Origin of the sequence: Photobacterium sp. 53610 (assembly GCF_036409375.1) — a bacterium.
Taxonomy (GTDB): Bacteria; Pseudomonadota; Gammaproteobacteria; order Enterobacterales; family Vibrionaceae; genus Photobacterium.
Genome location: NZ_JAXOFS010000004.1, coordinates 226558 through 243346, shown reverse-complemented (window position 1 = coordinate 243346; position 16789 = coordinate 226558). Strand labels below are relative to the sequence as shown.

Sequence of the window (16789 nt, the reverse complement as noted above, 5' to 3'; positions counted from 1 at the left end):
GGGCATGACGGGAAAGAAAATCATGCTGGCCGCAGTGCTGGCTTTCTCCGGGCTGCCTGCTTTTGCCGCGGCACCAGAAATAGATATGGGCGCGACATTTGGGTCGCTGCTGCTGGTTCTGGTGCTGATTGTTTTTCTGGCCTGGCTGCTGCGCCGGATGAAACTGCCCGGGGTGACCGGGGGCGATAATGGCCTGCAGGTGATCCGTCAGGTGGTTGTCGGCCAGCGTGAGCGGATTGTCCTGGTTCAGGTCGGTGAAGAACAACTATTGATTGGCGTCACGCCTCAGAACATTTCTATGCTGACCAAACTGGATCAGCCGCTGCCTGTCGAAACACGCACTGGCAATGGTGAGTTCGCTCAGCAACTCAGTAAGCTGTTGAAAAAACAATGATGCACCGACTGAAATTACTGCCATGGATTGCGGGGCTGCTGTGTCTGCTGATGTCCGGGCTGGCCCTGGCACAAAGTGAAGAGAGCGGCCTCGGTAATGTCGCCGGCAACAGTGTGACTGTCAGTGAAATGAAAAGTGACAAAGGTGCCGCGACTCTGATGACCACCAAGGGTGGTGGCGGGATCCCGGCATTTTCTGTTTCGGTGAACCCCGACGGCACTGAAGACTACTCGGTGACGTTGCAGATTCTGGCGCTGATGACAGCGCTGGGTTTCCTGCCGGCCATTGTCATTCTGATGACCTCATTCACCCGGATTGTGGTGGTGATGTCGATTCTCCGTCAGGCGCTGGGCTTACAGCAGACGCCATCGAATCAGGTGATCATCGGGATTGCCCTGTTCATGACTTTCTTCGTGATGTCGCCGGTGCTGGATGAAATCAACACCAAGGCCGTTCAGCCCTATATCAATGAAGAAATGTCCGCCCGGGAGGCGCTGAATGTCGCACAGGTACCGCTGCGCCAGTTTATGCTCAAGCAAACGCGGGTGAAGGATCTGGAAACCTTCGTCAACATGTCTGGTTCGACGGCAACCGATCCGCAGGAAGTGCCAATGACCGTGCTGATCCCGGCCTTCATTACGTCTGAACTGAAAACCGCTTTCCAGATTGGTTTTATGCTCTTCCTGCCGTTTCTGATTATTGACCTGGTGGTGGCTTCAGTACTGATGGCAATGGGGATGATGATGCTGTCGCCGATGATTGTCTCCCTGCCGTTTAAGCTTATGCTGTTTGTGCTGGTGGATGGCTGGAATCTGATCCTGTCGACGCTGGCCGGCAGTTTTGGCACCTGAAGACTGAAGCAGGAGACGCACAATGACGCCGGAATCCTTTGTTGAAATCTTTCAGGAAGCCCTCTATATGGTCTTGCTGATGGTTGCGCTGATCGTCGTACCTGGCTTGCTGATTGGTCTGATTGTTGCCATTTTCCAGGCGGCAACGTCGATCAACGAACAGACGCTGAGTTTCTTACCGCGTCTGGTCGTGACGCTGGTCGCGCTGATGCTCTTTGGTCATATGATGACCCGGATGCTGATGGATTATTTCTATCGCATCGTTGAGCAGATCCCGCAGATTCTTTACTGAGCCGGCCATGCATTATCCTGCAGAGATTATTCTTGAATGGCTGGCCAACTACTTCTGGCCGCTGACCCGGATCGGCGCCATGATGATGAGCATGACGTTCTTCGGTGCCCGTTTTGTCTCGATGCGGATCCGGCTTTACCTGTCTCTGGCTGTCACCTTTGCGGTGATGCCTGTCCTGCCGGCCGTGCCGGATACCATTCCGTTACTGTCATTTCAGGGATTCCTGACCACGGCTCAACAGGTAGTGATTGGCGTGGCGATGGGGCTGGTGACTCAGTTTGTGACCCAGACCTTTGTGTTGCTGGGCCAGATACTGGGGATGCAGTCGAGTCTGGGTTTTGCCTCCATGGTGGACCCGGCAAACGGCCAAAATACGCCGGTGCTGGGCCAGTTTTATATGATGCTGGCCATCATGCTCTTTCTGGCAACAGATGGTCATCTGGCGATGCTGAATCTGGTGGTGCTCAGTTTTACCACGCTGCCGGTGGGAACCTCCATGCTGCAAGCGGTTGATTACCAGCTGCTGTCGGGCTGGTTTGGTCTGATGTTTAAAGCCGGACTGACCATGTCGCTGGCCGGGATTATTGCGCTGCTGACTGTCAATCTGTCATTCGGCGTCATGACCCGGGCCGCGCCGCAGCTGAACATTTTCTCGCTGGGATTCTCGTTCGCCCTGTTACTGGGCTTATTTATCAGCTGGTATCTGCTGGTCGGGATTCTGGCGCAGTATGAAGATCACTGGCAGCTGGGCACAGAGCAAATCTGCAGCCTGATCCGGCTGGATTGCTGAGATAAAAGGGAGAGGCACTGGTGGCTGATTCAGACGGTCAGGAACGTACAGAACAGGCAACCCCCCGAAGGTTGCAGCAGGCGCGGGAAAAGGGTCAGGTACCGCGCTCAAGAGAACTGGCGTCCGTCGCAGTCCTGGTTTCAGGCGCTGTGGGCCTGATGTGGTTTGGCGAAATGCTGGCGACTGCGATGAGCGAAGTCATGCGTAAGCTGTTTACCCTCAGTCGTGAAGAAGTGTTCGATTTCACCAAGCTGCTTTCGCTGACCGGAGATGTCATTCTACACATGCTCTGGCCGTTGCTGCTGGTGCTGTTGTTTCTTTTTGTCGCAGCTTTGATTGGTGCTTCAGCCCTGGGCGGAATCACTTTTTCCGCTGAAGCCGCGCGCCCCAAGTTTTCCCGGATGAACCCGCTCAGCGGCTTGAAACGCATGATGGGCAAGCAAAGTGCGGTCGAACTGGTGAAGTCGATTCTGAAGGTTAGCCTTGTCGCCGGTGTCGCTTACTTCCTGATGTACAGCAGCCTGGAAGGTTTCTTTCAGCTCAGTATCGAAACCTATCCGGGGAATATTTTCCACGCTCTGACTATTTTGCTGAGATTTGTCCTGCTGATCTGCTGCTCGCTGCTGGTGGTGGTGGCAATCGATGTACCGTTTCAGATCTGGCAGCATAACGAACAGCTGAAGATGACCAAGCAGGAAGTCAAAGACGAGTACAAAGATGTGGAAGGTAAGCCGGAAGTCAAAGGACGCATCCGGATGCTGCAGCGCGAAATGGCACAACGGCGGATGATGGCTGAAGTTCCGAAAGCGGATGTCGTGATTACCAACCCGGAACATTTTTCCGTGGCGTTACGCTACGATCCGAAGCTTGACCGGGCACCTGTGGTGGTTGCGAAGGGCACGGATCATATGGCAATGAAAATTCGTGAAATTGCCAACGAATATCAGATTGATATCGTGCCTGCGCCACCGCTGGCCCGTTCGTTATATCACAGCACAGAGCTGGAGCAGCAAATCCCGGATGGGTTGTTTGCGGCCGTGGCGCAGGTGCTGGCCTATGTCTTCCAGCTGAAACAGTACCGTCGTGGTCATGGAAAGCGTCCGAAACTTTCCCCTGTGGCGATGGATATTCCGTCTGAGTTACGGCACTAAAAAGTTTTGGCTGCAGGTCAAAAAATTGACTTCCCGAAGCGGTATAAAATTTGCTTTATGCGAAGCTTAGCCTGTTCAGTTACACAAAGGTCGTAACTGGCAATTACTTGATTCCAACCCAGTAAGAATGCATGAAGCTGTCGATACCTTTTTCTGATAAATTGCCTTTACACCGATTGCAGTCGTTGCCTGCGATGGGTGCTCCAATCATGGTACTGGCGACGCTGGCAATGGTGGTATTGCCAATGCCGCCGCTGTTGCTGGATATGGCGTTCTCTTTCAATATCGCGCTGGCCCTGGTGGTGTTGCTGGTGACGGTGTACACCCGCCGCCCGCTCGACTTTGCTGCTTTTCCGACCGTCCTGCTGATTGCAACACTGTTGCGTCTGGCGCTGAATGTGGCGTCAACCCGGGTGGTGCTGCTCAACGGTCATGAAGGTTCAGACGCTGCAGGTCAGGTCATCGATGCTTTTGGTTCCGTGGTGATTGGCGGTAACTATGCGGTCGGTCTGGTGGTCTTCCTGATCCTGATGATCATCAACTTTATGGTCGTGACCAAAGGTGCCGGCCGGATTTCTGAAGTCAGTGCCCGATTTACCTTGGATGCATTGCCGGGTAAACAGATGGCGATTGACGCTGACCTCAATGCCGGATTGATTGATCAGGAACAGGCCCGGACCCGCCGCAGTGAAGTCACCAAAGAGGCTGACTTTTACGGTTCGATGGACGGTGCCTCGAAATTTGTCAAAGGGGATGCCATTGCCGGTATCCTCATTCTGTTTATCAACATCATTGGGGGTCTGGTCATTGGGATGGGCCAGCACGGTCTGGCGTTCGCCGATGCCATTCAGATCTACAGCCTGCTGACCATTGGTGATGGTCTGGTGGCCCAGATCCCGTCGCTGTTGCTGTCAATCGGCGCCGCCATGATGGTGACCCGTCAAAATACTGACGAAGATATGGGGCAGCAGATGCTGTTCCAGATGTTCAATAACCCGCAGGCACTGATTATCACGGGCGGCATTCTGTTCGTCATGGGGGTTGTCCCCGGCATGCCGCATATTCCGTTTCTGCTGCTGGCTCTGATTATCGGACTGATTGCTTTCTGGCGGATCAAGAAAGAACAGCAGCAAAAAGCACTGGCTGAAGCCGAACCGCCTGCCGAGCTGGACAGTAAACCGCCACAGAAAGAATTGTCATGGGATGATGTACAGCCCATGGATACCATCAGCTTGGAAGTGGGTTACCGTTTGATCCCGATGGTTGATAAAGAGCAGGGGGGTGAGCTGCTGGAGCGGGTGAAAGGGGTCCGGAAGAAGCTGTCGCAGGACTTTGGTTTCCTGATCCCGCCGGTTCATATCCGCGATAACCTGGAGCTGCCGCCCAATACTTACCGGATCAGCCTGATGGGCGTGAATAACGGTGAATCGAACATTCACCCGGATATGGAACTGGCAATTAACCCCGGTCAGGTTTTCGGCAGCCTGGAAGGGGAGCGCACTACAGACCCGGCATTTGGCCTGGAAGCGATCTGGATTCTGGAATCGCAGCGTGAGCATGCGCAGGCACTGGGTTATACCGTGGTGGATGCGGCCACTGTGCTGGCAACGCACCTGAGTCAGATCCTCGTCAATAATGCCTCGCAGCTGCTCGGACATGAAGAAGTGCAGAACCTGCTGGAAGTCCTGGGTCAGTCGACACCGAAGCTGGTGGATGGATTTGTACCGGATCAGCTGCCGCTGGGTGCGGTCGTGAAAGTCCTCCAGAACCTGCTGCATGAAGGGGTGCCGATTCGTGATATCCGCACAATTGTTCAAACCTTGTCCGAGTATTCCGGCAAGAGTCAAGATCCTGACATTCTGACTGCTGCGGCACGTATTGGCCTGAAACGTCTAATTGTTCAGGAAATCAATGGTATAGAGGTCGAGCTTCCTGTCATCACCTTGGTTCCAGAGTTGGAACAAATATTGCATAAGACTATGCAATCCAGCGGAGGAGAATCCTCCGGAATTGAGCCTGGTCTGGCTGAACGTCTGCAACGTTCTCTGACAGAAGCCACACACCAGCAGGAATTGAAAGGTGAGCCTGCAGTACTGCTGACCTCAGGGGTACTGCGAGGCACGCTGGCGAAATTTGTGAAAAACACCATCCCGACACTTCGGGTGCTCTCGTACCAGGAAATTCCGGATGAGAAGCAGATCCGAATTGTGAATGCTGTGGGTAATTAGGTGTCACTGGCTGACTGAGTCAGCTGCAACGCGCAGGGTAATCCGTCACCGGATGGGAAGACAAAATTGAAAATTAAACGATTTTTTGCCAAGGACATGCGAACTGCACTGAGCGAAGTGAAGGAACAGCTCGGGGCGAATGCAGTGATCATGTCAAATAAGAAAGTGACCGGTGGCGTGGAGATTGTCGCAGCCGTCGATAATGATACGGCGGAAGCGCCGGTACCATCACCGTCACAGCCTGCACGTGATGCACTGGCAGAGCGCTTTGGTGAGGCCAGACGTAAGCTCGCTGATGATAAAGTTCAGCTTCAGAATGCTGCTGGCGGCCGCTTTGCCAAGGTGCTGCAGAATTACTCTCAGGAACCGGATACGGAAGTCGACTCGCTGTCCGCGTTGTTGCAACGCCAGTCGAAACACCTGGCTCAGGCCGATGAACGTCAGGGATATGACTTTTCGAAACGTGCCAAGGCCGAGACGAACGGTTACGGAAGCGATCGTCGCAAGTCGCAGCATCCTTATGGTGCCGGGGGGCGTCAACCGCAGCGCAGTAACGGTTACGACAGTTATCGTCAGAACAATGACGCTGAATCTGCCGGACGATATGCGTCGCAGCCAGAGAGCACAGCCAACGGCTATGCCCAGAACCGTCTGGACCCAACCCGTTATGAAGCGCGCTCATCCCGCCGGGATGACGAGCTGGACGCGATGCGCTCAGAGATGGCTTCGATTCGCCGCCTGCTGGAGCACCAGCTGTCCGGTCTGATGTGGCAGGAAGTTGAGCGCCGTGAGCCGATGCGGGCGATGATGATTAAGCGCCTGGAAAAAATGGGGCTGTCTGCAGAACTTGCGGATCAGCTGGCCTGCTATATCCCTGAGGATGTGGCGCCGCATAAGGCATGGAGCTCCCTGCTTCAATTATTGTCCGATCAAATTATTACGACAGATGACTGCATCCTCGAAACCGGTGGTGTGGTCGCTCTGCTGGGTCCGACCGGGGTGGGGAAAACCACCACCATCGCGAAACTGGCCGCCCGGGCTGCCATGGACTTCGGACCGGATGAAATCGCCCTGGTTACAACGGATACTTACCGGATTGGTGCCCACGAGCAACTGGCCACTTACGGACGAATTCTCGGTTGTCCGGTAAGAGTTGCTAAAGATGCCGAGGAACTGGCCGATATACTTCACCAGTTACGGCATCGCCGTCTTGTCTTGCTGGATACAGCCGGGATGGGACAAAGGGATCTGCGCCTGCAGGAGCAGCTGGATACCCTGATGCACAATAGTGGCTCTCATATCCGTAGTTTTCTGGTATTGCCGGCGACCTCCCAGCGCCGCGTATTGCACGAAACCATTGAGCACTTCCGTCGTATCCCGTTATCGGGCTGCGTGCTGACCAAACTGGATGAGACACTCAGTTTGGGAGAAGTGATCAGCGTAACACTGGACAGTGCTTTGCCAATTGCTTATCTGGCTGACGGACAGCGTGTACCTGAAGACATTAAAGTCGCGACAGGCCGCTTCCTGGTGAACCGTGCCAATGAATTGCTGGAAAACGATATGGGCCAGCAACCCCACTTCTGGAACAGCGATAGTGCAGAGAGCCAGGGGGCGGACATTTATGATTGAGAAAATGATGCACGATCAAGCAAGCGGTTTGCGCCGTATGACAAAATTGGCCACTACCAAAGTGATCACCGTCAGCGGTGGTAAGGGCGGGGTCGGCAAAACGAACATCACGCTGAATATGGCGCTCGCAATGGGCCGTCAGGGGAAGCGGGTGATGGTTCTGGATGCCGATCTCGGGCTGGCCAATGTGGATGTGATGCTGGGTCTGCGTGCGGGTCGAAACCTGTCTCACGTGCTGTCCGGTGTATGCGATTTACAGGACATCATCATTGAAGGCCCGTACGGCGTCAAAATCGTACCGGCCTCTTCCGGAACGCAGAATATGGCGGAACTGACCAGTGCGCAGCATATCGGGCTGATCCGTGCGTTTGCGACACTGGAAGATGAAATTGATGTTCTGCTGGTGGATACTGCTGCCGGGATCTCAGATATGGTACTGAGTTTTGCTGGCGCAGCGCAGGATGTACTAGTTGTAGTCTGTGATGAACCGACTTCCATTACAGATGCTTATGCGCTGATTAAAATTCTGAACCGTGAATATCATGTCCAGCGGTTCAAAATTGTCGCCAACATGGTGCGCAGTTATCGCGAAGGTCGTGAGCTGTTTGCCAAGCTGACCCGGGTGACGGAACGTTTCCTTCAGGCAAACCTGGAGCTGGTTGCCTGCATTCCGCTCGACGACCGGGTTCGTCAGTCTATCAAGCGTCAAAAAGTTGTCGTGGAAGCCTTTCCGCGCAGTCCGGCTGCTCTGGCACTGACCACGCTTGCCAATAAAGCGCTGACCTGGCCTGTGCCAAACAATCCGGGCGGACATCTGGAATTTTTTGTCGAAAAGTTATTAGTTAAACCAACACCTGAAGAGGTACCTCTGGGTGAGTAAAGCACTGACATACGGCCGATATCAGGAAACACCCCATGCATTTGTTGAGCGGTATTCGTCACTGGTGAAGCGTATCGCGCATCATCTGATGGCAAGATTACCGCCTAACGTGCAGCTGGAAGACCTGATCCAGGCTGGCATGATTGGTTTGCTGGAAGCACAACAGAATTATGACCCCAGCAAAGGGGCCAGTTTTGAAACCTTTGCCGGTATACGTATTCGAGGAGCCATGCTGGATGATATCCGGCGTGGTGACTGGGTTCCCCGTTCGGTCTACAAGAACAGCCGACGGATATCAGAAGCCATTGCACAGTTAGAGCACAGCTTCGGCCGTGACCCTAATGATCAGGAAATTGCTGAATATCTCGAAATGACACTGGAACAGTACCATCAGGCATTAAATGATGTTAATTGTGGTCGCCTAGTGGGTATGGACGACCTCGGTGTCTCTGAAGATACGGTAGCAACCGAAGATTCAATGGCAGAAAACCTGCCTTTTCAGGATGTCGCGGATGGCAGTTTTCGCCAGGCACTTGCCGGCGCTATCCGGACATTACCTGAAAGGGAAGCATTGGTGTTGTCGTTGTATTACGACGAGGAACTTAACCTCAAAGAAATTGGTGCCGTTTTAGGTGTCAGTGAATCCCGTATTTGCCAGATTCACAGTCAGGCAATGCAACGTTTGCGGGCCAAGCTCTCCGCTTGGACTGCTTCATAAACACACGATTTAGAAGAAAACACTGTGACCTCAGTGGAGGCAACTTTGAACAAAAATATGAAAATCCTCATTGTTGACGACTTTTCAACAATGCGCCGTATTGTCAAAAACCTGCTGCGTGATCTGGGCTTTAACAACACCCAGGAAGCGGATGACGGATTGACAGCGTTACCAATGTTGAAGAAGGGCGACTTCGATTTCGTGGTCACCGACTGGAACATGCCAGGAATGCAGGGCATTGATCTTCTCAAGCAAATTCGTGCGGATGCAAACCTGAAACACTTACCAGTGCTGATGATTACTGCAGAAGCAAAGCGTGAGCAGATCATCGAAGCGGCACAGGCCGGTGTGAATGGCTACATCGTGAAGCCGTTTACCGCTGCCACGTTGAAAGAAAAACTGGATAAGATTTTCGAACGTATGCAGTGATGCCGTCAGTCTGACGCGAACAAGGGTAGACACATATGATTTCACTTGAACAGGCGAGAGAGCTGGTAAACCTGCTGGAGACGAACCAGCGGGCGGAAGCCAATGAGCTGTTCCGGAGCATGGTGACGGATTGCAGAGATCCCATGTATATGGAAGTGGGTAAGCTGACCCGTCAATTACATGATTCACTGCGAAACTTTCGCCTGGACCCCCGGATTGCCGATTTGGCAACCACGGACATTCCTGATGCACGTGGTCGTCTGACTTATGTGATCGATAAAACAGAAGAAGCTGCTAACAAAACAATGGATGCAGTTGAAGGCACTCTGCCAATTGCTGATTTATTGCAGGAGCGCCTGTTGCAAGTGAAACCCCAATGGCAGCGATTAATGCAGGGCGACATCACACTGAGTGAATTTAAATCGCTTTGTCATGCAATTGATGCGCTTCTGATTCAGGTGGAAGGGGACAGCCAGCAGCTGCACCAGCACCTGACTGAGATTTTGATGGCGCAGGACTTCCAGGATTTGACTGGCCAGGTGATACGCCGGGTTATTGAACTTGTTCATGAAGTGGAGCATCAACTGGTCGAAATTCTGAGAGCAGCCGGGATTGACCAAAATGAAGGCATCGCTGACACCAATCAAAAACAACAGCCACTCTCTCCGGAAGGGCCGATTATCAACACTGCCGGACGTACCGACGTGATGTCTACTCAAGATGATGTTGATGATCTGCTATCAAGCCTTGGATTTTAGGGGAAGCTTATGAGCTTTGATTTAGATGAAGATATCCTGCAGGACTTTTTAATCGAAGCAGGGGAAATTCTGGAGTTACTTTCTGAGCAGCTGGTTGACCTGGAACGTCGTCCGGAAGATTCCGACCTGCTGAACGCGATTTTTCGCGGTTTCCACACGGTAAAAGGTGGTGCCGGATTTTTGGCGGTGACACCTTTGGTTGATGCCTGTCACGGCGCCGAGAATATTTTTGACCTGTTGCGTACGGGTAAGCGAACGGTCACGTCTGAGCTGATGGATGTCATCCTTCAGGCGTTAGATACCATTAATGTGATGTTTTCTCAGCTGCAGGATCGTGAACCGATCGATCCTGCAGAGCAAAGCCTGCTGGATGCGCTGCATTACTACAGTCAGCCACCAGGCCCGGAAGAACTGGCAGCTGAGACGGTTTCAGAGCCTGTTGCCGCAGCAGCGCCAGTCCAGGAAGTAGCACCGAAGGCCGATCCGAATCAATCTGCGATTGCCGGAAATTCTGTCGACGAAATTACCCAGGACGAGTTTGAACGTTTACTGGATGAGCTGCATGGCTCCGGGGCTGGCCCGAGCGTGGCAGCGACAGAAGTGAAAGCACCGACACAACCGGTGTCGACGGATATCGACAACGGTGATATTACCGACGACGAGTTTGAGCGTTTGTTAGACGAGCTCCACGGTGTCGGAAAAGGGCCGGGCGACGAAGTCGCCGCCGCGGCGCCGCAGGCGGTTGTGCCTGAAACGAAAGTCGGTGCGTCAGGCGACAGCGATCTGATGACGGACGATGAATTTGAACGTTTACTGGATGAACTGCATGGCTCCGGTAAAGGGCCTTCTGACGAAGAGCTGGCCATTGCGACCAAACCTGCATCTGCTCTGGCCCCGAAAGCAGAGCCGAAGCCGGTTACACCTCCAGTGGCAGAAAAACTGCAGCCTTTGGCTGAGCGGAAAACTACTGCGCTGAAAGAAAAGAGCAAACCACAGGCAGAGGCAACGGTTCGCGTCGATACGTCGACTCTGGATACCATCATGAATATGGTGGGTGAACTGGTGCTGGTTCGTAACCGTCTCATCAGTCTGGGGCAGAACAGCAACGACGAAGAAATGTCGAAAGCGGTTGCCAATCTGGATGTGGTGACGGCTGATCTGCAGGGTGCGGTGATGAAAACCCGCATGCAGCCGATTAAGAAAGTGTTCGGTCGTTTTCCTCGCGTGGTTCGCGATCTGGCCCGCAGCCTGAAAAAAGAAATCGTGCTTGAAATGCGCGGTGAAGAAACAGATTTGGATAAAAACCTGGTGGAAGCACTGGCAGATCCGCTGATTCACCTGGTGCGTAACTCAGTTGACCACGGGATTGAAATGCCCGATGTCCGCGAGAAAGCCGGTAAGTCACGAATCGGTACTGTCCTGCTGTCGGCAGCACAGGAAGGGGATCATATTCTGCTGACCATCGAAGATGATGGTGGCGGTATGGACCCGGATCGTCTGCGTCAGATCGCTGTTGAACGCGGTGTGATGGACGTTGATGCGGCAGCCCGGTTGTCTGACAGCGAATGTTACAACCTGATCTTTGCGCCAGGGTTCTCGACCAAGAAAGAGATTTCAGATATCTCCGGCCGGGGCGTGGGTATGGACGTAGTGAAAACTGGTATCAGCCAGTTGAATGGCTCCATCCATATTGATTCGAACCTGGGTAAAGGCACGCGCATTGATATTAAAGTGCCGTTGACGCTGGCGATTTTGCCAACCCTGATGGTCGGTGTTGCTGACCAGCCGTTTGCGCTGCCGCTGGCAAGTGTGAATGAAATTTTCCATCTGGATCTCGGCAAGACCAACGTGGTGGACGGGCAATTGACCATTATCGTACGCGATAAGGCCATTCCGCTCTTCTATCTGCAGGATTGGCTGATTGGCCATCGTGTAGAGAAGCGCGACCGTCAGCTGGGTCATGTGGTGATTGTACAGATTGGTCATCAGCGCATGGGCTTCGTGGTCGATACTCTGATTGGTCAGGAAGAGGTGGTGATCAAGCCGCTGGATGAGCTATTGCAAGGTACGCCGGGTATGGCAGGCGCAACCATCACCAGTGATGGTCATATTGCCCTGATTCTTGATGTGCCAAACCTTCTGAAACATTACGCAGGCCGCAGATAATAACAATCAACAGGGGCGCACAGCCCCTGATCATTCGTGCCTGATTGCATACGGAATGAAATAAAATGGCTGTAAAAGTTTTGGTGGTGGACGACTCCAGTTTTTTCCGCCGCCGGGTGAGTGAAATTATCAATGCGGATCCGCGTCTGGAAGTGATTGGCGATGCTGTCAACGGTAAGGAAGCCGTTGAAAAAGCGCGGACTTTAAAGCCGGATGTCATCACGATGGATATCGAAATGCCTGTGATGGATGGTATCACCGCAGTGCGCGAAATCATGAAAACCAACCCGACGCCGATTTTGATGTTCTCTTCTCTGACTCACGAAGGGGCAAAGGCGACACTGGATGCGCTGGATGCCGGGGCACTGGATTTTCTGCCGAAAAAATTTGAAGACATTGCCCGAAATAAAGATGAGGCGGTGTCACTGCTGCAAAAGCGTGTGGGTGAACTGGCCCGTAAGCGTTTGTTTATGAGAGTACCGGCTCGTCCGGCAGTCAGCACGACCACAGCGGCGACAAGTCGTCCGCTGACCACCGCGCGTACGACGCTCAGTACTGCGTCTGCGACAACGCAGACCCGTTCAGCACCAGCTCGTCCTGCCGCTCGTTTCAAGGCGACAGGCAAGTCTTATCAGCTGATGGCTATCGGAACATCAACGGGTGGTCCGGTTGCGCTGCAAAAAATTCTGACTCAGTTACCAGCTAATTTTCCTTACCCGATTGTACTGGTCCAGCACATGCCAGCGACCTTTACCGCGGCCTTTGCTGCTCGCTTGAACAATCTGTGTAAGATCAGCGTGAAAGAAGCTGAAGATGGCGATGTGCTGCGTGCCGGAACTGCGTATCTGGCTCCTGGCGGGAAGCAGATGATGCTGGAAGGCCGTCCGGGCAATGGCCGCCTGCGAATTATTGATGGCGGCGATCGCATGAACTACAAGCCATGTGTGGATGTGACTTTTGGTTCAGCAGCAAAGGTTTATCACGACAAAGTACTGTCGATGATCCTGACCGGGATGGGTGCAGATGGTCGGGACGGCTCTCGCATGCTGAAATCTGCGGGTGCAACGGTATGGGCGCAGGATGAAGAAAGCTGCGTGGTATACGGGATGCCGCAGGCAGTGGCGAAAGCAGGAATCTCTTCCGAGGATTTACCGTTAGATCGAATTGCTGAGCGTATTCTGATTGAGGTCGGCTTAGCTTAAGGAGCGGGTGTGGTAGTCTGGAGTATTGCCAATCAGAAAGGCGGTGTGGGTAAAACCACGACAACTGTCAGTCTGGCGGGCTTGTTAAGTGAGCGGAACAAACGGGTGCTACTGGTGGATACCGATCCGCACTCGTCTCTGACCACTTACTTTAATTTTGATGCTGATCGTCTTGATGCCAGCCTGTTTGACCTATTCCAGCTGTCGACCATCAACCGTGATACAGTCAAACCTATGGTACTGGAGACCCGGTATAAGCACATTCATCTGCTGCCGGCCCATATGTCACTGGCAACACTGGATCGGGTGATGGGGACCCGAAGCGGGATGGGACTGATCCTGAAAAAGGCGCTGCAATGCCTGAATGAAGAGTATGACTATGTGCTGATTGACTGTCCGCCCATTCTTGGGGTGATGATGGTCAATGCGCTGGCGGCCAGCGATCGCATCCTTATCCCGGTACAAACGGAGTTCCTGGCCATGAAAGGTCTGGAACGTATGATGCGAACACTGCAGATCATGCAAAAGTCCCGTCCGAGTGATTTCAAAGTCACCATTGTGCCGACCATGTATGACAAGCGGACCCGGGCGTCGCTTGAGACCCTGCAGGAACTGAAAGTGCGCTACGCCAATCAGGTCTGGGCCTCGGCGGTGCCGATTGATACCAAGTTCCGTGATGCCAGTATCAAGCACATGCCACCGTCTTTGTATGCACGCGGTTCACGTGGCGTCTATGCCTATAAAACACTTTTGAATTACCTGGAGCGGCTTCGTCAAGATGAACGATAACTTCAAGCTGTCCAGTGAACAGGCACTCGATGATTATTTTTTCGGGCTGCTGGATGATTCCCTGCAGCCTGATGACGTATTGACAGACCCGGATTCTGCGGAGCTGGCAGCCCCGGCGCATCAGGAGAGTGAAGATGCCACGCCTGATGATGCACCTCAAATGGTTTCTGAGCTGGCAACAGAGCCGGTTCACGAAGAGCCGCAGGAAGAGCTTCAAGCAGAGCTTCAGGAAGAGGAGCCGGTTGAAGTACTGGCGGATATGGCTGCACAAACCGCAGTTCATCAGCCCTTTGATTTCAACTTGCTGGATGAATCTGCCGATTCAGAGGGTTCGCTGACCGCTGTCGGGGCTGAACCGCCGTCTTTGCGGGCGATGGCGACACCTATTCCATCACCCGTACCGGCGTCATCTCTATCCGGTATTGTGGATGAGGAACCGGAGCTCCGTGTTCCTGAGGTCAGGTTTACACCGCCTCGCAGTAAGGCTGACTTAGACCAGTTACAGCGTTTGCTGGATCAGATGTCAGCCATGCAGGCACAGGTGATCTCCGAGAGTGAAGCCTGGGTGGCAGATCAGCATCAGCTGGCGGCACTGGAACTGCAGGACGATGCAGAGCCGGTTGAAACCGGACTGAATGCACCCGGTTGGTTTGAAGACAGTGAAATGCTGCAGGAATCGGCTCAGGAAGCGTTCCAAACGTCAATTACGGAAACGGTTGAAGATATTTTTCCGGAGCCCTTACCGGAACCAGCTTCGCTCATATTTCAGGAGCCGGAGCCTGCGATTGCGCCTTATGCAGAGCCGGAAGATGATTTTTGGCTGATGCAGACCCTGCCGAAAGTGGCAGAGGCCCCATCCGTGACCGAATCGGAAGTTTCGCGCCCGGTTATGGAAACCAGCTCTCAGCCTGAAGAGGAAATAGTTGTCACTTCTGCTGAGACGGACATCCTTAATGATGTGGCCGTCGAAGAACTATCTGTTCCGGAAGAAACTCAGGTGACTGCGCCGGATTTTGAGCCGGTCCCGGAAACGACGGCAGAGCCTGAACCTGAATTGACCTCAGAACCACCGCCGCCGTCCTGGGAATTGCCGGCATCCAGTGGTCAGTTTGAGTTTCAGGCATTGTTTTTCTCCGTGAATGGCGTGACGTTCGCGGTGTCACTGACAGAACTGGGCGGAATTCATCAATTAGGTGAATTGAGTCACCTGATTGGTCGCCCGAGCTGGTATATGGGGTTGCAGTCTGAGCAGCACCGTAAGTTGGATGTGGTCGACACAGCACGCTGGGTCATGCCTGAATCCATACACAACGATGACCACCGGGAAAACTACCGGTATGTGGTGATGTTGGGTGAAAGCAAATGGGGGCTGGCCTGTGATCAACTTCACGGAACAGAAACCCTGACAAAACATAGTGTTCGCTGGCGTGAAAAGGCAGGCAAACGGCCCTGGCTGGCGGGTATGGTGAAAGAGAAAATGTGTGCTTTAATTCATGTCAACGAACTCATTTCTATGCTGAAAGCGGGTTTAGACGTGAACAGTATTGTGTGACAAAGGCCGGAGAGGAAACAGCATGTCGCAGGTAAATGTTGCCGAAATTCAAAAAGAAGACAGTCACGACCAGGTATTACAGTGGGTCACTTTCCAGCTGGAAGAAGAAACCTACGGTATTAATGTAATGCAGGTCCGTGAAGTTCTGCGTTACACCGAAATTGCACCAGTTCCGGGCGCTCCGGATTATGTGCTGGGTATTATCAACCTGCGCGGCAATGTCGTGACAGTGATTGATACCCGTGCCCGTTTCGGCCTGACACCAGGAGATATTTCGGATAATACCCGGATCGTGATCATTGAAGCTGAAAAACAGGTCATTGGTATTCTGGTCGACAGTGTTGCGGAAGTGGTTTACCTGCGCAGCTCTGAAATTGACAGTACACCAAGCGTGGGAACTGATGAAAGCGCCAAGTTTATTCAGGGCGTCAGCAACCGAGATGACCAATTACTGATTCTGGTTGATTTGAATAAGCTCCTGTCTGATGAAGAATGGGATGAGATGGCGTACCTGTGATGCCAGAACTGTTGCTTAAATGGCTGCCGCTGGCTGTTTCTTTGCTGGCGGTTGTAATTGCTGTTGTGCTGGTCAAGCGTGAACGAAAAGCACGTCAGGAACTTGAATCGAAGTTTTCTGCGGCTGAATTGTTACTGAAAACAGCCAGACAGCAGCAAGAAAGCTTAACCAAACAGTTCCATGAACTGCGTGCCGGCGCAATCGCCATGAGCAATAAAATGGCTGATCTGGCACGTCAGCAGGATGAATTGTCTGAACGTCAGGGAGAAATGGCCATGCAGGATCCTGAGGGCCGTTTGTACAGTCGCGCCAGTAAAATGGTCGAGCTGGGGGCTGACGTGAATGAGCTCATGGAAGAATGTGATCTGCCAAAGGCTGAAGCTGAGTTGTTACTTCGCTTACAGCAACGCATGAGTAAGCGCCGTCGTTAAACAGGCATC

General features: G+C 53.1%; 17 protein-coding genes. All 17 read left to right on the top strand.

Annotated features, from left to right (window positions below; translation table 11 throughout):
- The first annotated feature begins 4 nt into the window (after positions 1–4).
- On the top strand, positions 5–394 hold the full coding sequence (fliO, locus tag SPK40_RS13275; protein ID WP_330960762.1) for a flagellar biosynthetic protein FliO: 390 nt from the start codon (positions 5–7) through the stop codon (positions 392–394).
- On the top strand, positions 394–1245 hold the full coding sequence (gene fliP, locus SPK40_RS13270) for a flagellar type III secretion system pore protein FliP (RefSeq protein WP_248143839.1): 852 nt from the start codon (positions 394–396) through the stop codon (positions 1243–1245). Before fliO ends, fliP begins: the two co-directional genes overlap by 1 nt.
- A 22-nt stretch (positions 1246–1267) precedes the next feature.
- A complete protein-coding gene (fliQ, locus tag SPK40_RS13265) occupies positions 1268–1537 on the top strand; it encodes a flagellar biosynthesis protein FliQ (RefSeq protein ID WP_330960761.1) in 270 nt (89 codons plus the stop codon).
- Positions 1538–1544: 7 nt separating this feature from the next.
- Entirely contained in the window at positions 1545–2327 is a 783-nt protein-coding gene (gene fliR / locus SPK40_RS13260) for a flagellar biosynthetic protein FliR (RefSeq protein ID WP_330960760.1), read from the top strand.
- A gap of 20 nt (positions 2328–2347) precedes the next feature.
- Positions 2348–3478 carry a flagellar biosynthesis protein FlhB gene (gene flhB / locus SPK40_RS13255; protein ID WP_248143627.1) on the top strand — a complete coding sequence of 377 codons (1131 nt, stop codon included), beginning with the start codon at positions 2348–2350 and terminating at the stop codon, positions 3476–3478.
- Positions 3479–3609: 131 nt separating this feature from the next.
- Positions 3610–5706, top strand: a complete 2097-nt coding sequence (gene flhA / locus SPK40_RS13250; protein ID WP_248143629.1) for a flagellar biosynthesis protein FlhA — start codon at positions 3610–3612, stop codon at positions 5704–5706.
- A 66-nt stretch (positions 5707–5772) separates the two neighbouring features.
- Positions 5773–7338, top strand: coding sequence for a flagellar biosynthesis protein FlhF (gene flhF, locus SPK40_RS13245; protein WP_330960759.1), 1566 nt, complete (start codon positions 5773–5775; stop codon positions 7336–7338).
- On the top strand, positions 7331–8218 hold the full coding sequence (locus tag SPK40_RS13240) for a MinD/ParA family protein (RefSeq protein ID WP_248143633.1): 888 nt from the start codon (positions 7331–7333) through the stop codon (positions 8216–8218). Before flhF ends, SPK40_RS13240 begins: the two co-directional genes overlap by 8 nt.
- Positions 8211–8936: an RNA polymerase sigma factor FliA gene (locus SPK40_RS13235; RefSeq protein WP_248143635.1), complete on the top strand. Its 726-nt coding sequence runs from the start codon at positions 8211–8213 to the stop codon at positions 8934–8936. Before SPK40_RS13240 ends, SPK40_RS13235 begins: the two co-directional genes overlap by 8 nt.
- A 57-nt stretch (positions 8937–8993) precedes the next feature.
- Complete coding sequence (gene cheY / locus SPK40_RS13230) at positions 8994–9365, top strand: chemotaxis response regulator CheY (protein ID WP_211649870.1); 372 nt, start codon at positions 8994–8996, stop codon at positions 9363–9365.
- Positions 9366–9400: 35 nt separating this feature from the next.
- Positions 9401–10123 carry a protein phosphatase CheZ gene (locus SPK40_RS13225; protein ID WP_248143637.1) on the top strand — a complete coding sequence of 241 codons (723 nt, stop codon included), beginning with the start codon at positions 9401–9403 and terminating at the stop codon, positions 10121–10123.
- A gap of 9 nt (positions 10124–10132) precedes the next feature.
- Positions 10133–12289 carry a chemotaxis protein CheA gene (locus SPK40_RS13220; RefSeq protein WP_330960758.1) on the top strand — a complete coding sequence of 719 codons (2157 nt, stop codon included), beginning with the start codon at positions 10133–10135 and terminating at the stop codon, positions 12287–12289.
- A 65-nt stretch (positions 12290–12354) separates the two neighbouring features.
- Positions 12355–13491, top strand: a complete 1137-nt coding sequence (locus SPK40_RS13215; protein WP_330960757.1) for a protein-glutamate methylesterase/protein-glutamine glutaminase — start codon at positions 12355–12357, stop codon at positions 13489–13491.
- A 9-nt stretch (positions 13492–13500) separates the two neighbouring features.
- Entirely contained in the window at positions 13501–14280 is a 780-nt protein-coding gene (locus SPK40_RS13210) for a ParA family protein (RefSeq protein WP_248143641.1), read from the top strand.
- The gene (locus SPK40_RS23010) at positions 14270–15832 is read left to right on the top strand and encodes a chemotaxis protein CheW (protein WP_442957575.1); all 1563 of its coding nucleotides are present in this window, start codon (positions 14270–14272) and stop codon (positions 15830–15832) included. Before SPK40_RS13210 ends, SPK40_RS23010 begins: the two co-directional genes overlap by 11 nt.
- A 22-nt stretch (positions 15833–15854) precedes the next feature.
- Positions 15855–16349 (top strand): chemotaxis protein CheW, encoded by a 495-nt coding sequence (locus SPK40_RS13200; protein ID WP_248143642.1) that lies wholly within the window; start codon positions 15855–15857, stop codon positions 16347–16349.
- Positions 16349–16780 carry a DUF2802 domain-containing protein gene (locus SPK40_RS13195; RefSeq protein WP_248143643.1) on the top strand — a complete coding sequence of 144 codons (432 nt, stop codon included), beginning with the start codon at positions 16349–16351 and terminating at the stop codon, positions 16778–16780. Before SPK40_RS13200 ends, SPK40_RS13195 begins: the two co-directional genes overlap by 1 nt.
- Positions 16781–16789 lie beyond the last annotated feature (9 nt).

Excerpts from the sequence above, each read along its gene's own strand:
- SPK40_RS13200 (WP_248143642.1), top strand. The coding sequence starts at position 15,855 with ATGTCGCAGGTAAATGTTGCCGAAATTCAAAAAGAAGACAGTCACGAC.
- fliQ (WP_330960761.1), top strand. The coding sequence starts at position 1,268 with ATGACGCCGGAATCCTTTGTTGAAATCTTTCAGGAAGCCCTCTATATG.
- SPK40_RS13240 (WP_248143633.1), top strand. The coding sequence starts at position 7,331 with ATGATTGAGAAAATGATGCACGATCAAGCAAGCGGTTTGCGCCGTATG.
- SPK40_RS13225 (WP_248143637.1), top strand. The coding sequence starts at position 9,401 with ATGATTTCACTTGAACAGGCGAGAGAGCTGGTAAACCTGCTGGAGACG.
- SPK40_RS13220 (WP_330960758.1), top strand. The coding sequence starts at position 10,133 with ATGAGCTTTGATTTAGATGAAGATATCCTGCAGGACTTTTTAATCGAA.
- SPK40_RS13215 (WP_330960757.1), top strand. The coding sequence starts at position 12,355 with ATGGCTGTAAAAGTTTTGGTGGTGGACGACTCCAGTTTTTTCCGCCGC.
- fliR (WP_330960760.1), top strand. The coding sequence starts at position 1,545 with ATGCATTATCCTGCAGAGATTATTCTTGAATGGCTGGCCAACTACTTC.
- flhA (WP_248143629.1), top strand. The coding sequence starts at position 3,610 with ATGAAGCTGTCGATACCTTTTTCTGATAAATTGCCTTTACACCGATTG.
- fliO (WP_330960762.1), top strand. The coding sequence starts at position 5 with ATGACGGGAAAGAAAATCATGCTGGCCGCAGTGCTGGCTTTCTCCGGG.
- fliP (WP_248143839.1), top strand. The coding sequence starts at position 394 with ATGCACCGACTGAAATTACTGCCATGGATTGCGGGGCTGCTGTGTCTG.
- cheY (WP_211649870.1), top strand. The coding sequence starts at position 8,994 with ATGAAAATCCTCATTGTTGACGACTTTTCAACAATGCGCCGTATTGTC.
- SPK40_RS23010 (WP_442957575.1), top strand. The coding sequence starts at position 14,270 with ATGAACGATAACTTCAAGCTGTCCAGTGAACAGGCACTCGATGATTAT.
- SPK40_RS13195 (WP_248143643.1), top strand. The coding sequence starts at position 16,349 with ATGCCAGAACTGTTGCTTAAATGGCTGCCGCTGGCTGTTTCTTTGCTG.